This window comes from Paenibacillus barengoltzii NBRC 101215 (genome assembly GCF_004000745.1).
Taxonomy (GTDB): Bacteria; Bacillota; Bacilli; order Paenibacillales; family Paenibacillaceae; genus Fontibacillus; species Fontibacillus barengoltzii.
In genome coordinates, this window is record NZ_BILV01000015.1 from 1 (window position 1) to 15,669 (window position 15,669).

A 15,669-nucleotide genomic window follows, 5' to 3' on the forward strand; every position below is an offset into this window, starting at 1 on the left:
CCCAACGTTCTCCCCATTTTACAAGGCACCTAATATGTTGCTATAATGACAGATACTTAACATGAATAGAACTGGGAGGTTCAAATGTCTAGTTTGCCGAATTGCCCGAAGTGCGGGTCCGTATATACCTATGAAGATGGGCTGATGCTCGTATGTCCAGAATGTGCCCATGAGTGGTCTGCGGAATCCGAGAATGACCCCGTTGCTGAAAAGATTGTAAAAGATGCACACGGCAAAGTACTGAGCGATGGAGACACCGTAACGATCATTAAAGATCTGAAAGTCAAAGGAAGCTCATCGACGTTGAAGATCGGCACAAAGGTGAAAAATATCCGATTGGTAGACGGCGATCATAATATTGATTGCAAAATTGACGGGTTCGGTGCAATGAAGCTGAAGTCGGAATTTGTAAAGAAGAGCTAACGTCTAAGGGCCATCCCACAAGGGATGGCCTTAAATCTTGCCGTTGAATTACATCATAATGCTCCTGCATCTCTTGCCGAATAGAACGAAGGGTAAATCGGTCGATACTGTAATTCCTCTCTGATCCGCGTCGTATCTACGATCATGTCCCATGGATCAAAGTCCTGTTGCAACGCTTCCGGTGGCACTTCGCTATGATGAAGTTGAAACAGCTCCAACACGGAGATCGGCGCATCATCGGCAACGTTATAGATTCGGCCATCAATCCCCGGCGTGAATGCGGCGAGCATCAAGGCTTGGCTTATGTCCGCATGATGTGCCATGTGAATTCGCTTGGCTGGATTCCAGTTCCGGAAGATCGGCAGCACTTCGGTGATGTGAGAATCGCCCTCACCATAAACAAAGGGAAATCGTACGATGCGCACGCCCAATCCCTGTTCGCGATGGAGCTGCAGCAGCGCCTCCTCGGCCTCAACTTTGCTTTGAGGATAAGCATGGGTGGGCTTAAGCTCGTCATCTTCACGGCTTGGTCTCGAACGAACCACCGAACCGTACACATTATTGGTGCTGGAAAAAACAAACCTTGGCACATTCGTTTCTAGTGCAGCATGGGCTAGTGCCAGGGTTCCATCGAAGTTTGCCGTTCGAGTGGTGTGCTCGTCTACTCCACGAAACTGTGCTGCCAAGTGAACGATAGCATCCACGCCCTGGAGGGCATCAATATAATGGTCCGGCTGCAAAAGATCGCCCTCAATGACTTCAGCCCCTTGCTGGTGAAGCCCATCCGCCTTGGCAGCATCCCTAACCAACAGTTTAACGTGATGACCGCGCTGCAACAGACGCGGAACAAATCGGCTGCCTACTTTACCCGTGGCTCCTGTTACAAAAACGTTCATTTTCATTCCTCCTGCATTTTATTCGGGTGCTACACGAGGAGTATAATAAAATGTGCAAGCCGCTTCCTTCCTGCGTTTATCGTACGATTGGAAGTGTCAGGATAGGAGGAGTGGTATATGGAGGAAGTTAACTCTAGGAAGGCGTTAGGTGAATTTTTACGTTCACGTCGAGAACGTCTGACTCCGGAAGAAGTGGGGTTGGTATCCTATGGCCGGCGGCGGGCCACGGGGCTTCGAAGGGATGAAGTCGCACACCTTGCGCACATCGGAACATCATGGTATACCTCTCTGGAGCAAGGTCGAAGCGTCAATCCATCAGAGGACGTCCTTAATAATATAGCTAAAGCGCTGCGATTGACCGAGGATGAACGTCGTCATCTCCATCACCTCGCAAGACCGAGTCATCCGGAAAAGGCAGAAAGTCATCAATTAACGGCAGGTTTGGAACGGACGATAAGGGCCTTGGATCCGCATCCGGCATTCATTATCGGGCGATATTGGGATTTATTGCTGTGGAACCATGCCGCCGAGCTTGTTTTTCGATTGCCGGTGTACTCGAATAACCTGCCCCAGCGTCCCCATTGGATGAGACATCTTTTGACGGACCCCGAGCTAGGCTCAAATATCAAGGATTGGGAAGTCAAGGCACGTGTCTTGATTGCGAACTTTCGTGCGGATTATGCGCGATTCCCGAATGATGCAAGGTTTCAGGAACTGATCGATGAATTTATGCAGAGCAGCCGGTTGTTTCGCGAGATCTGGCCGCTGCATGACGTTCAGGTCGCAACGGATCGCCGTAAACGGAGCTACGATCCTCGGATCGGTGAGATGGAGTTCGAGCATGTGGTTTTGCAGCCGCCGACCAATCCAGACCTGAAGATCATGATATACACCGCTTCAACAGATACCGCTGCACGTTTGCGAAGTCTATTGGATAGCATAAAGCAATAGGGAGGCTAAGTTCCATCAGATTCAACAGAGCGGAGTCAAATCTTCGCAAATACTTGCATCAATAAAGCTATAGTGATAGTAGGGGACCCTTGGGATTAAACGGGTCTCTTTTTTGCTATATCTTTCTGGCTTGATAACAAAAGTCCCAGGAAGCATCTTTGCTTTCTATTTGTTCAATCCATTTTTCGATTTCCTCCCCGCATCAGGATATACCAGAGCTTTTTCCATTATCAGGTTCAAACATAAAGTTTTCTTTAGGTTTCATTCAGGAGAGAGTCACTTTGATAAAGTAGTAGGAAGAAGTCAATTTGATGCAGGCTCATCAACAATTTATACGATATGACCCAATTTGGGAGGAATGACGGACATGGATACGGCTATAAAGAGAGTATCGAAGATTTTTCTAGTCTTGCTGTTAGGGCTAGGCACTCTACCCGGATGGTTCGCAGCCGGAGAAGGTAAGGCGTATGCGGCAGTAGGCAGCTTTGCAGGAGGAACGGGAACGGAACACGACCCTTATCAGATCGCAACCGCTGAACAACTAAACGAGGTTAGAAACGATACGGATTACAGCACTTATTATATACTGACAGATCACATTGACTTAGCCGGTTACGGAAACTGGGTACCGATAAGTGGATTTAATGGGAAAATTGACGGAAATGGGTATGTCATCTCAAACTTATCGATAAGTTCAGACTCAGACTACGCCGGATTATTCGCGGATATCGGGTATTCGGGGAAACTGATCAATATGAAGCTGGAGAATGTGAATGTTAGGGGACAAGGATATGTAGGCGGTCTAGCCGGTCAAAGTTATGGGCAGATCGATAAGAGCAGCGTGACGGGGGTTGTGTATGGTAAAAATAATGTTGGCGGACTCGTGGGCAATCTTGAAAATAGTTCAATTTCGGAAAGTTACTCGACGGCAACAGTGAGTGGGATAGATCTAACATCTGATAATGAGATAGGTGGATTAGTTGGATATGTTTATGAAGGAGTTATTCACAAAAGCTACGCAACAGGAGATGTGAATGGAAATCAAAGAGTAGGCGGATTGGTAGGTTTCTCTTATCGCAGCAGTACAATTAGCGAAAGCTATGCGACAGGGGCAGTAAGTGGTGGGACTTATTTTGTAGGTGGCTTGGTAGGTGATCACTTCCAAACGACGATCCGCAACAGCTACGCTGCAGGTATGGTTACTGGGAAATCCTACATAGGCGGATTGGTAGGTAATACCTTTCAGGGCTTAATAAGCAATAGCTTTGCGATTGGGACAGTCAGTGGACAGTCATTTGTAGGTGGATTAATTGGATCAAATTTTCAGACAACGTATAGTAACAGTTTCTACGACAAAGTGACAACGGGCCAATCTGCGGGTGCTGGCGAGGGCAAAACAACCGCAGAGATGCAACTGGAAGCTACATTTGCAGGCTGGGATCCCTTGGTGTGGCGTATTCTTCCTGGTCAATACCCGGAGTTGAAACCGCCGATTCAGCTAACCCAAGGGGCGACAGTAGGAACAACGAAGCTAAATGGTGTTGAAAGTGGTATGGAGTTTTCGATCAACGGTTCTGCAGCATACACATCGGTTACAAACGCAGTTTATGATAACATTCCAGTAAAAATTAGCGATACAATCACTATTCGTATGGCACCGCCAGTAACATCAGGCGAAATCACGTTAACGGTCGGTTATGTCGACATCAAACCTGCAGATGCACCTGCTGCGGCTTTGGAGCAGGGGTCACAGAGCGGAACGACGAGGTTGACTAGTGTGTCTCCTTTAATGGAGTACAGAGTCAATGCGGATGCTTACCAGGCGATAACCGGAACAAGCGAAGACAATATTACGGTTGCGGCAGGCGATAAAATATATGTCCGAATCAAGCCAACCGCACAGCAACCGGCATCGGCCGTACAGGTATTGAGCGTAACTTTAGCAGATATTAAGCCAATACCCGTAGTGCCTATCGGAACAGCAGCGATCACTGGAGTCACGGTGCCAGTGCGGGGGGCAACACCGGTTATAACACTGCCGTCAACGGCAGAATATACGGCAACGGTTGCGTGGTCACCCGCGGATTCAGTGTTTAAGGCAAATACGGTTTATACGGCAACGATCGTGGTCTCACCAAGAGCCGGGTATACGTTAACAGGTGTTCCAGCAAACTTCTTCACGGTAGCTGGAGCAACAACGACAAATGAAGCCAATTCTGACACAATTACAGCGGTATTCCCGGCAACAGCATCTGAGACAGTTGGCGGGGGGGAAAGCGGAAGTGGTAGTGGCAGTGGCAGTGGAAGCGGAAGCCCAGCGTCTCCAAGTAGTACTACACCATTGACGACTCCGGCAGATCGAGAGCAAACGCCAACAAAACCAGAGCCAGAGCCCACAATTGATTTATTTAAAAGAAGCATTGTCAATGCAGCCGATTTAGTAAAAACGATCGCATCCAGAGCAGAAGATGCGAAGAAAGCAAACGATACAATGGATTTTGTAGACATGCAGGGGCATTGGGCGGAGGAGACGATCAACACTTTCACCAAGTTGAAGCTGATCAATGGCTATGAAGATGGTTCGTTTAGACCCAACAATCCAATCACCCGCGCGGAGTTCGCAGTGATGCTGAATCGCGCGTTCCAAATCCAAGGCGGCAGCACAATGAGTCCGGTATTGAAGGACATAGGAGATTCCTGGGCTAAAGAAGATATTGAGATCCTAGTAGCGGCAGGGGTAATTAACGGCTACCCGGACGGTACGTTCAAGCCGAATCAGACGGTTACACGTGAAGAAATGGTGGTCATGCTGTCGCGGATCATGAACTTGGACAACTTGGAGAAAGATCAGACGAAAGGCCATTTCAATGATCTGAACGGTGCGTATGCAGCAGAGGAGATCCAAGCATCGGCTCAGGCAGGCATCGTTAGCGGTAAAGGGGATGGAAGCTTCAACCCTAAGAGTAATGCTACACGTGCTGAAGCGTTGCAGATTATCCTGAATGTGTTGAAGCTGAAGCCGGAGTTGAAGACATTGCTAGAATCACTTCGCTAGTATCCGTAAAGGACGCCGATTGGGGCGTCCTTTTTTCTTACTGTAGATGTTGCTGAAAACCGTATCATAAGTAGCGGCAAGTTGTCGGAATTGTCTGTACTGTTTAGTGTGCCTGGCTTAACCTAAATCTCAAAATCTGTGTTACCATGGTCGGTCAATTCAAACGGACCCGGTGTGACATCCGCCTCAGGTCTCTTGATCCCGAAAAAGTCGGAGTCGAAACGATATGGAGTGCCATCCGGTTCCTCATAGTTCATATCGGCGTGATACGTCTTGCCAAGCAGGTCGGTAGTAATCACCATAGGAGAGGCTCCCTGAAACAGATGGGGGTCGACCTGAATTTTCACCTTGCCGTGTTCAGGGTTAATCTCGACGTTTATGGCCTTCTGCACATAGATTTTCGCATTCGATTCATGAAGGCTGGGTACCGCATTGTTAAGATATACATTGCCCCCCATAGCTACCGGAAGAACCGCATTTCCTATAAAGAAATCCTTTGCTGCATCACCAAGTTCGGCAAGCTCTTCATTCGTGTATTCCCACCATTTTTTATCTTTGATATTAGGATGTTTATCGTACCCTCCGAGCCCCACAGCGTGCAAATAGCAAATGGAATTGTCCGGAACGCCATCCATGACGGTCTTTCCGTCCGCTCCAACCTCATCCCTTGGTTTCAATGGCAGATGTTCAAAAAAGGTTATTGGAACAGGTTCTGTAATCGTCTCGTTATTCCCCAAAAATATGTTGTTGTAGTATCTGTCATCTCCTCCAGTAATATTGGAGTATCCCGCCATTGCTGTTTCGTGAGGGAAGTGATACGGCGTAGTGCGGGTTATTTCAGAACGAACTACAAAATGACCTGCAAACAAATTATGGACAAATGCACCGCCCTGTGCCATATTTCTGAAATTCATAGGGGAGAGGAACAGATTATGATCGGCCAGATACGGACCATGGCAAACCTCAACGAAGAGATCTTCCGAAAGGTTGTCAAAAAATACATTCCGGCTGATGCGGGTGCCCTGTGCCTGCCAGTCAAGCCAAAGTGCACGGTAACAGCTATAGATGACATTTTCCCTAATTTGTGTATCTAGGGCAGCATGCAGTTTGATTCCAGCTACTTCGGCACCGTGTCTAATCCGTTTGTGATGAATATTGTAAATACGGTTCTGATAAATGTGGCTGAAGGCTGCTCCCATATGACCTACAATACCTGCCTGTTCGCAATCGTGAATCACATTGCCGCGAACGATGTGACTGCCCACGGTGTCCTTATGCCAGCCTGAGCGTAATGCCCGTAAAATCACCTCCTGCTCCCGTTGAGTACCGCCTTTACTGTGCTTCCCCGAAGTCTTCGCGTGACCTGTACCGATAGGAGTACCTAGACTGATTCCAACGCATTTGGATTCACTGATGATATTGTTTTCAATAATCCAACCCTTGCTCCAGTGAGGTCCAATCAAGCCTTCCTGGTAGTCTGTAGGTGGTGCCCATTGAGGAGAAGCTTGACGAAGTGTGAAACCGCTTACGGTTATATAGTTAAGCCCCGGTTTCTCAGGCCAGAAGCAATAAGGACGGACACTGATCTCCACGTTCTCCTTACGAGGATCTTTGCCGCCAAAATTGGCCCAGATCTTCGTTGTCACAGAACCAACTTCGGCATACCATTGTAACAGTGAGTCTTTGGGATATTTGGCTTCAGGCCACACTTCGGGATTGTAAACCTTATCGACACTCTCACATTCATATAATGATTTGTGATCTAAATACACATCACCGAGATGAACCGGGAAGGCTCCGTCAAATAGCCAATCGCCGCTCAACTCTACTTCAAAGGGATTACGAACGGAAAACATGGAATTGGGCACTTCTGTGCTCCAAACGTTGTCTCGTTCAAACTTCCAGTCGGTAATCCGTTCAGCACCTGTAATGACGACTTCTCCGTCTCCTGCGGAACGATATATGATTCGATGCTCGGCTGTTCCTCCGTTAGCCGGATTCACCCATTCCCTGTATACTCCTGCATGAACAATAACCGTATCACCGGCCATGGCTAGAGCCGCAGCGCGTGAGATTGTACGAAAGGGGTGATCCGCTGTGCCTTTTGCTTGATCATCCCCATGTATGGATACATGATATTCCATAGAAATGCTCCTTCTTTCTATCGTATTCTCACTGTACCAATCCTTAACTTCATCCTAAATTATCATAATTGTACTATACCTTCATAATATTGGCACATAATTTAGCTCAGAGCGAACCATTTGTAAAAAGTAACGGCCCCTAATCGGATGCAAAGCATCGAAGATGAGGAGCCGTTTATTCATGCTGGGCGGTTACTCTACGCCGAGATACTTCTTATATTCAGAAACCAACGCTTCTTCTGATTTTCCAAATGCATTCTGAAAAGCCGCTGCAGGCTGAGCGCCCTTCGAGAATTCATTAAGCAGGTCCAGGTATTGCTCGTGGCTATAGTTTTGTTCGAGGAAGAATACCATGCTTTCAAACGAGAAATACTCATCTGGATACGAGTTTAAGTCGGTAAACGACGTGATCTTGTTCCAATCGATAGGTGACCAACCTGAAGCGCTATTCCGTCTCTTGAGTTCGTTCTTGTAATAGGTAAGGTCACGCTTGTCGCCGGCGGGATCAGAGGAAGGACCGTACTGGGAATAGCCATTGATCTTCTTGGCAACGTAATCCGCTTGTCCTTCAAGCAACCAGCTCGTTCTGCCGCTTAGCGTAGATCCAAGCTTGTAGATATCCCATTTCTGATGCTGGTAAGCATGTGCCAGTTCATGCGCAAAGACAAAACGAACGCTTTCATCACCCGCCATATTATAGTTTTCTTCGACGGCAAGTTTTATGGCATTATGCTGTGGATTGTGGAACGATCCAGAGTCAATCTTAAAGATGCCGTCGCTGTCATGAATCCACACATCAACCTTTTTCTTCAAGGTATCCGATCCGAAAAATTGATCTTGCGCCTTTAAGATGTCCTCAGCCTCTGTGTAAAGATAATGGAACCTTTGGTCGGCCTTAGGTGTGAAATGAAGCATGAGATTCTTCGTTTCATAGGTGATCCAACCATCTTGAGCAGTGGCGGACGAAGAGGTTCCTTGATCCTTGAGCTGCTGTTCAAGCTCAGCGATTCGTTGCTCTGCTTCCTTAAGTTTCTCTGCATCGGTTGAGTTCGTGCTCGTTGCTTCCTGTGGGATCATTGAAATGGTGTTCGTGTTGCCGTTCCATTTGACGTTCTGATTCAAGGATTCTGCAACAAAACGAAGAGGTACGTAGGTTGTTCCGTTGTAAATAAATCCTTTATTATTTTCTGGTGCTTTCTTTTCAACGCCGTTGAAGAGGTACTTGATGTTACTGAAACTGACTTTGATGCTGGTTTCAGGACTAGAGGCGTAGGCTACACCCGTGGAAATTACTGCAAAAAGCGTGAAGGCAACGGTGATACGTGTTAATGATTGGTGTTTTTTCATGATGGCAGTCTCCTGAAGTCATATTCGGTAGATCGTTTTGCACATTGTTTCATTATTTACCGATATGACTGCGTGGTCAAGTCATAGATTGGGGAAGATACCCTTTTTTAGGTTGTTGCCATCCACAATGGGTCGCCCCCTAACCGGATCGGAAATCACCATAAGCAAAGGTTTACTTAATTTACTGTCTTATTGACAAAATCAATCTCAGTTCGGATCCCTTTGTGAGCGTCATTCCACAGACCCTTTGTCAGGCGAATGCGCAGCAGGCAGGTGTTAGGGTCTTCGTCGTTATTGGCTTCGTAATACCACTCAGCGAATATTTTGCGCAGCTTGGTCATCATCTCCACGTTTTTCTCGTCACATACCCAGCCCAGATTTTCACCAATACCATCCGCCGTAAAGTTCTCGACGATGATACAAATGGCCACTTCGGGGTTTTGGGCAATCTGCTGCATTTTGTTTGAGGTCGCGTAGGTGACAATGTAGAACGAGCCGTTCTCATAATAGGCGTCTACAATACGGGCGGCGGGGCGGCTTCTGCCACCCGCACCCGGTTCCAGTGCGATGGTGGACAGGGAGATGAGGCAGTCCTTGTTACCTACTTGTTCTTCCAGCAACTTCATGGCTTCATCGTACTTGCTCATTCAATTACCTCCTTAAGTAGGGTAAGGTATACACAATTAACATAGCATTGTAAAATCCTAGTGGATGTGAGAAATAATACGAAAAAGTGGAAGTGAACAAGGATGATGCCCGCCCCGGAAGCAGGAGACGAATATGATCAGCAGCCGGTAAGATCAGATGAAATTTCTTTAAACGAGGACTGTTTCCGCTTGGCAACCATCAGCATCGGAATGGCGATCGCCAGACTGACCACAACGGGAACAATAGAGGCTTCAAGGCCAAACGTTCCCCCAGTGAGAAGTGCGGCACCTTCTGCTTTCACCGTAAACAGACCGGTTGTTGTGTGCCCAGAAACAGGAATACCAAGCAAGCCCTCGACGGCATTCCAGCCGAAATGCAGTCCCATGACAAACCACAGGTTCCGCCGCCATATAAATGCCGCTCCAAGCAGAACGCCCGCCTCAATGGAAATAGCGAACGCACTCCATAGTGTTGCCCCTGTATTCCCAAGATGGGCTACTCCGAAGAAGAGTGAGGTTACAGCGAGTGCGAGCCAGGGCCCGGCCAATTTCGTAATGGCTTGAAACATAAGCCCGCGAAAGATGAGCTCCTCTACAAAGGCTGCACCTAAAGCTGAGGTAATGGAGGATGCCAGAATGGAGCTTGTATCTGCAGAGCTCGCCCATTGAAAGGTGTACCCTCCCGCAGCAACAATTATCAAAATGGACACTAGGATAAAGAGTACCCCTGTTACAAGCCCCATCCCAGCTTCAATACCTGCGCGTTGTCTTGTTAATTCAGGAGTTGGACGGTTAGCAAGGTATTTCATTGTCAGCCTATATACGAGAATAGCAATCGAACCTTCCACGAATGTAATCGCAAGGGAAGCGACTTCTCCCGCCTGATAGGCCAAGGGTCGAAATAGGGAATCGATCAAAATGATGCCCAAAGCCCCCGCCAACATCCATGTGATAGGAAAACGTGAGAACTTGCTGTTCATGGTTGTTTCAGCCCCTTTTTTTGCTCGTTTATTACGAGTGTAGGCTGAAAAAGTCATAAACCATAGTGAGTATTCGTCATTAAAAAGTCATATGATCCCTGAATCTCGGGCTTTACGGGCGGCCTCTTGCCGTCCTCCCACATTCAGCTTCGAATAGATCGTTGAGATGTAATTTTTAACGGTTCCCTCGCTAAGATGCAGGGCCTCGGCAATGTCTTGATTACGCATGCCTGAAGCCAGCTTATGCAGCACTTCAATTTCGCGAGCGCTAAGTCCGTATTCGTTAATTTGTGGGGCAGGGGTGAGGTTCAAATTTTTGATCATTTTACTGGCCATCTCCTGCGTGATTAACGTTCCTCCCGCATGAACGACACGTATGCCCGCAGCTAGTTCCTTGGGATGAATCGCTTTGAGCAAATAGCCTTCCGCGCCATGGCTTAATGCCGTCAACACATATTCCACTTCCCGGTAAGAGGTGAGTATAATGACTTTGGTTGCAGGTGTTCGCTCTTTAATCTTTGCTGTTGCAGCGACGCCGTCCATGACTGGCATATTGATATCCATCAGTACAATATCCGGCTGTAACTGCTCGCAGGATTTGACGGCTTCTTCGCCATTTTTGGCTAACCCGACAATTTCAAAATCCTCTTCCATCGACAGCACGATATGGAGACTCTCAAGAATTAATTCCTGATCATCCGCAATCAGCATTTTAATTTTGGACATGCAGGATTACTCCTTCCAGAGGAAATTGACAGCTGACCTCGGTAACCGGGGCCGTTCCGGCTTCAGATGATACAGACAGGGTTCCTCCCAAATGCTCAACCCGTTGTTTCATAGCAGTCAAGCCAAAGCCATATTCCAGCCGATTAATCGGCTTGCCGTTATTTCGGATGAATAGATGCACGTGGGTCTCAGAAAACCGAAGCTCCAGATGCAGTTGAGTTGCTTTTCCATGTTTTAATGCGTTTGTAAAAGATTCTTGTATGACTCGCAGGATGGTCTGACGTGCTTGGAAACGCAACGCTGGCTCAGTTCCTGACAGGTTTAAAACCACATCAGTTCCTGTATGTACCCGGAAATTGAACGCAAGTGTCTCAATCTGTTGGTAAAGATTTGATTCTCCTTCGTCGCCCATCTCATGGACGATGCTTCTCATTTCGTTCAGATTGCGCTCAGCTAATTCTCTTAAGCGATTTAACCGATCCTTGACTTCGGCCGGCTTGTGATCCAACAGGGCAATGGCAGCATCGAGGCTCATAATAAGCGATATAAAAGAGTGTCCAAGCGTATCATGAAGCTCCTTGGACAAGCGATGGCGTTCTTCAAGTAAAGTCATCTTCTCAACTTCCGCGGCGTAGTGGGTTAACAGCTTATTTTGCTGCTCCACTTCAGCTACCAGTTTATTTTTCTGATCGTACGCATTGGCTACGGAGCTTGCCCATACCCCGATAAAGCAAAAGATCAGGTTATCTGTTCCGATACCGAGGGTCTGCTCCCAAGACAATTTGAAGTGAGATTGAAAGGTAAAAGGAATCAAAGCAACGATAGGAATGATCCAGAGTGTGTATCGAGTGCACAAATACCCCATTGCAAGACTCGGCAACAAATAGTCTGCCTTGGATGCCAAATCAGGATGGAAAACCGAGTTCACATAATAAGAGCCGCCTAGCAGCAGTTCCATGATGCAGAACCAGGTTTTGTTCATCCGCCGCCCAGGGAACCAGAATAGGATAGGGACGATAAACGCTGCCAGCAACCAGATCATGTATAACGATGTGCGGGTTGAGGGCATGCCGTCAATGAAAAGCCGGGACAACAGCAAAATATAATGGTACGAACGAAGAGCGAATATGCCCCAATCCATGAAAGGTAGAATTTTTTTCATCATGATCTCCGAACTTCCATTCCGATAAAGATCTTCAGATCCAGTTTTATACATTATACGATTTTATGGTGCAAAGACAATTGAAAAATCGGGGGTTCGTTCTACTTAAAGTTTTCTTTACATTTCGTATATGTGGGAATTAACCATGCTAAATTAGAATTAATCCAGTTGAGGGAGTCAGGGCTTCATTCACAGTTGAAAACAGGAATCACTTAGATCGTATCTGTGAAGGATGCCTGGCAGGGGTGTCCTTCATTTTGCTGTATTAAGAGGGTGTTGATATTGAGGACAGAGAATGTAATGTGTGATGTATTAACGCTGCTTGTACCTAGTATTTTTTTATGGATTTTCGCTACTTACATCTTAGTTAGGTCGTACCCTTATAAAACGGCAAGATTCCTAGCGGCAGGAATTTTATGCAGTGCGGTTGGTTTTACAGCCGAGTTGATTGCCTTAATGGTGTCAACGGATTGGAGTCGCTCGATCCATCTTTATGTTGGGGTGATCGCCCTTTACTTAAGCTTTGCCTTCATTGTTCATATCCTCTATGACATGATACAAACCATGCAACCCTCCCATATGGCAGGGCTACCTCGTATCTTTTATGGCTTCTCTATTCTGATGCTAGGTATGGGGTATGTAGGAAGTACCATCATGACACAGCCTCTCCTTTCTACCTTGGCGAATATCGGATCGTGTACCGTTGTGTTAGCTCTTTTATGTATGGGCTACAAATATGTAATGTCTGCGGGACATCAACTCTTCTTTAAGGTATGCTTTGGTTTTGCGGCGATTGCGTGTTTCGGTATAGTTCTCTCGGGGATCCATGTCGTTTCCTTCCCGTTTGTTGTACCAGCAACACCAGGTTTATGGTTGTCGGCTATGGCCTGTACGCTCATTGCTTGCTTCATCGTAAAGTTGAATCTAGTCCCCAGTGCTGCCAAACGTTATTCTTCCCTCATGGAATCTTCTGCGACACCGATGGTGATTCTTGATAAACATAAGCAAGTGTTAGAGGTCAATGACATTGGAAAGTTGAACTATCAAATGAGGTTTCATACGGATTTTAGAAATTATTTTAATTATCAAAATGATCCCGATGCTTGGGATCAAATGTTTGCTCATTTAGATGAGAACTTCACCATCAAAGGTTATCGGATCCATTATTTAAATGAAGATGGCAACGAGAACATCGTTTTGATTGATGCTTCTAAGGTGAATCTGGGCTGCGAAACATATTATTATTGCATGATTCACGAGGTAACACAGGAGTTTCAGCTCAGAACCTTAAATGAGTACTTAGCTTATCACGATGTACTCACGGGTGTATACAATCGTGCCTACTTCGAAGGCGAAGTAAAGCGAAAGTTAGCTCAGGATCGAAAACCAGACGGTGCGATGATCATATGTGATTTAAACTTTTTTAAAGAAATCAATGATACGTATGGTCATCAAATTGGCGATCAGGTGCTGATTTTTACGGCGAGATTTTGGCGTGAACACTTGCCGAAACCACATCTATTCGCACGTTTAGGCGGCGATGAATTTGTGATGTTCTTTGAAGAAATCAATTCCGAGGATCTATTTCTTAAGCAAGTTAACAAGGTTCGGAACGCTTTCCAATATAACTTGTATAGACAGGATCAAATCCAAATCGAGATTGTTCCTAGTATTGGAGTTGCCTTTGTGGGCGAAGACGGCATGAATTATGAGCAACTCTATCATACTTGTGACACACGCATGTATGACGACAAGAAAACCGTAAAAGAGCAATATTGCATGAAGCAAGTGTGCTTCAATCGGCATCATATCTAGCATTAGGGCCTCTCGTAATGACGCAAAATGATTTAGCAATTCCTTGCTTGCCTTCAATTTTAAATACTTGGTATAATGAATTAATTTTAATAATTTCAATATAGAGAGGAGTTATCACTTGAAGAAAAAATATTTTGCGATTCTAATTGCGCTGTCTTTAGCGGCCAGTATGGGAACAGGCGTATTCGCAGGTTCGAAACTCCAGGAAATTAAAGCGTACTTAAACCATGATATCAAGATTGTAGTCAATGGAACTGCTGTGCAACTTACAAATCAAAATGGTAAGCAAGTCGTTCCAATCTCTTACGATAATACAACTTATTTGCCCGTTCGTGCGGTATCAGAAGCTCTAGGTGTTGCGGTCAGCTTCGATGCAGCAACGAATACTGTCAACTTAGGAGAAAAAGTTGAAGGAACATCCATTGCCAAAGGCTTCGATGATATGTACCATACGAAAGACCCTCAATATACAACTTATCAAGGCAAAGATTACAAAGAGGTATATTATAATTCTGCTTCCGGCGATCGTAGCAGCAGCTTTATGCTGTATCCCAAGAAGCAATATCAAAAGCTCTATCTTCAAATTGCAGCTATCGGGGAAAACATTGAAAAGTTTGAAATTAAAGATGCTGAAGGTTCAACGGTACTGAAAACTGTCGATGTCATTAAACCGGAAGATGGACTTGTGACGATCGAGGTTGATATTAGCGGTTTCAACTCCCTATATGTTAATGGGAATGCGAAAAATGGAGGAGCTGTCTTTGTTCCGTTGACTACTTCGTATTATCGCTGATTACATAAACACATAAGCAAAGCAAGAGGCTCTCGCAAATCGAGAGCCTCTTAATATTATCATGCTCACCCAAATTGCCCCCGCATCTCACCTGATGGTAAAATATTGGGAAATGATAGGAGGAGACGGACCTCCATTTGAGGGGAAGAAGATGAGTAAACCTGAAATGAACGTCGCATTGGTATGCGGGCCTGATTGCGATATGGAAGTTCAAGCCATTCGAGCCACGCTGGAGTATTTTGGTGCAAGAGTGTTTACTTATTGGGTCGGCAGACCAAGCGATCTGATAGATATCCTATCCGGCAAGGATCTATATCCGAATACGGACACGATCATTCTTAGCTTCCATGGCGACGAAGGCCAACTGATCATGCCAGAGTTGGAAGAAAGCATCTACGAACCGGAGGAACCTAAGGGGAACTTTGGGCCGGAGGAGATCAGACGCTTTGCCAAGCTGGCAGGGAAAACGGTCATCGGCACCGGGTGCTCAGTTGGAGCATTTGAGACGGCACAAGCATTTCTCGACAGTGGATGCGAATTCTATATTGGACCTAATGACTATCCAGATGGAAATGATGCGCTCATGTTTGTCCTGAGGTTCTTTTACGATCTGATTCAGAACAAACAAAGCGTCAGGGAGGCTTTCCAAAATGCTAAGGCTCTGGGTGCGCAGATGGATATGTTTCAGTTGTATGAAAACACGCAACGAGGTAATTGAAAGCGAATAAAA

At 46.2% G+C, this 15,669-nt stretch carries 13 protein-coding genes; 6 read left to right on the forward strand and 7 right to left on the reverse strand.

The annotated features are described in order from the left end of the window. The first annotated feature begins 84 nt into the window (after positions 1-84). On the forward strand, positions 85-423 hold the full coding sequence (locus PBA01S_RS06430; protein ID WP_127575576.1) for a zinc ribbon domain-containing protein YjdM: 339 nt from the start codon (positions 85-87) through the stop codon (positions 421-423). Between the two features lie 53 nt (positions 424-476). On the opposite strand, the gene PBA01S_RS06435 is transcribed toward PBA01S_RS06430, so the two are convergent. After that, positions 477-1,319: an NAD-dependent epimerase/dehydratase family protein gene (locus tag PBA01S_RS06435; protein WP_028540291.1), complete on the reverse strand. Its 843-nt coding sequence runs from the start codon at positions 1,317-1,319 to the stop codon at positions 477-479. Between the two features lie 117 nt (positions 1,320-1,436). Here PBA01S_RS06435 and PBA01S_RS06440 point away from each other — a divergent pair, with 117 nt between their 5' ends. Beyond that, positions 1,437-2,270, forward strand: a complete 834-nt coding sequence (locus PBA01S_RS06440; RefSeq protein ID WP_127575577.1) for a helix-turn-helix transcriptional regulator — start codon at positions 1,437-1,439, stop codon at positions 2,268-2,270. A 367-nt stretch (positions 2,271-2,637) separates the two neighbouring features. Beyond that, positions 2,638-5,325 carry an S-layer homology domain-containing protein gene (locus tag PBA01S_RS06445; RefSeq protein ID WP_164744098.1) on the forward strand — a complete coding sequence of 896 codons (2,688 nt, stop codon included), beginning with the start codon at positions 2,638-2,640 and terminating at the stop codon, positions 5,323-5,325. A gap of 122 nt (positions 5,326-5,447) precedes the next feature. On the opposite strand, the gene PBA01S_RS06450 is transcribed toward PBA01S_RS06445, so the two are convergent. The 6 genes from PBA01S_RS06450 to PBA01S_RS06475 all read right to left on the reverse strand — a co-directional run bounded on the left by PBA01S_RS06450 (position 5,448) and on the right by PBA01S_RS06475 (position 12,334). Next, positions 5,448-7,469, reverse strand: coding sequence for a DUF1565 domain-containing protein (locus PBA01S_RS06450; protein WP_127575579.1), 2,022 nt, complete (start codon positions 7,467-7,469; stop codon positions 5,448-5,450). A gap of 192 nt (positions 7,470-7,661) precedes the next feature. Continuing rightward, entirely contained in the window at positions 7,662-8,816 is a 1,155-nt protein-coding gene (locus PBA01S_RS06455) for a stalk domain-containing protein (protein WP_085279439.1), read from the reverse strand. A 176-nt stretch (positions 8,817-8,992) separates the two neighbouring features. Then, positions 8,993-9,463, reverse strand: a complete 471-nt coding sequence (locus PBA01S_RS06460; RefSeq protein WP_127575580.1) for a pyridoxamine 5'-phosphate oxidase family protein — start codon at positions 9,461-9,463, stop codon at positions 8,993-8,995. Between the two features lie 137 nt (positions 9,464-9,600). After that, positions 9,601-10,443, reverse strand: a complete 843-nt coding sequence (locus PBA01S_RS06465) for a CPBP family intramembrane glutamic endopeptidase (protein WP_164744099.1) — start codon at positions 10,441-10,443, stop codon at positions 9,601-9,603. An 87-nt stretch (positions 10,444-10,530) separates the two neighbouring features. Next, positions 10,531-11,169, reverse strand: a complete 639-nt coding sequence (locus PBA01S_RS06470) for a response regulator transcription factor (RefSeq protein WP_085170851.1) — start codon at positions 11,167-11,169, stop codon at positions 10,531-10,533. Then, the gene (locus tag PBA01S_RS06475; protein WP_232228304.1) at positions 11,156-12,334 is read right to left on the reverse strand and encodes a sensor histidine kinase; all 1,179 of its coding nucleotides are present in this window, start codon (positions 12,332-12,334) and stop codon (positions 11,156-11,158) included. Before PBA01S_RS06475 ends, PBA01S_RS06470 begins: the two co-directional genes overlap by 14 nt. Positions 12,335-12,631: 297 nt before the next feature. Between PBA01S_RS06475 and PBA01S_RS06480 the strand changes: the two genes are divergently transcribed. From PBA01S_RS06480 to PBA01S_RS06490, 3 genes are all read left to right on the forward strand, one after another. Then, the gene (locus tag PBA01S_RS06480) at positions 12,632-14,146 is read left to right on the forward strand and encodes a GGDEF domain-containing protein (protein ID WP_164744100.1); all 1,515 of its coding nucleotides are present in this window, start codon (positions 12,632-12,634) and stop codon (positions 14,144-14,146) included. Positions 14,147-14,264: 118 nt separating this feature from the next. After that, on the forward strand, positions 14,265-14,939 hold the full coding sequence (locus PBA01S_RS06485; RefSeq protein ID WP_085170849.1) for a stalk domain-containing protein: 675 nt from the start codon (positions 14,265-14,267) through the stop codon (positions 14,937-14,939). Positions 14,940-15,090: 151 nt separating this feature from the next. After that, positions 15,091-15,657 carry a delta-aminolevulinic acid dehydratase gene (locus tag PBA01S_RS06490; RefSeq protein ID WP_085278924.1) on the forward strand — a complete coding sequence of 189 codons (567 nt, stop codon included), beginning with the start codon at positions 15,091-15,093 and terminating at the stop codon, positions 15,655-15,657. The last annotated feature ends 12 nt before the right edge of the window (positions 15,658-15,669 follow it).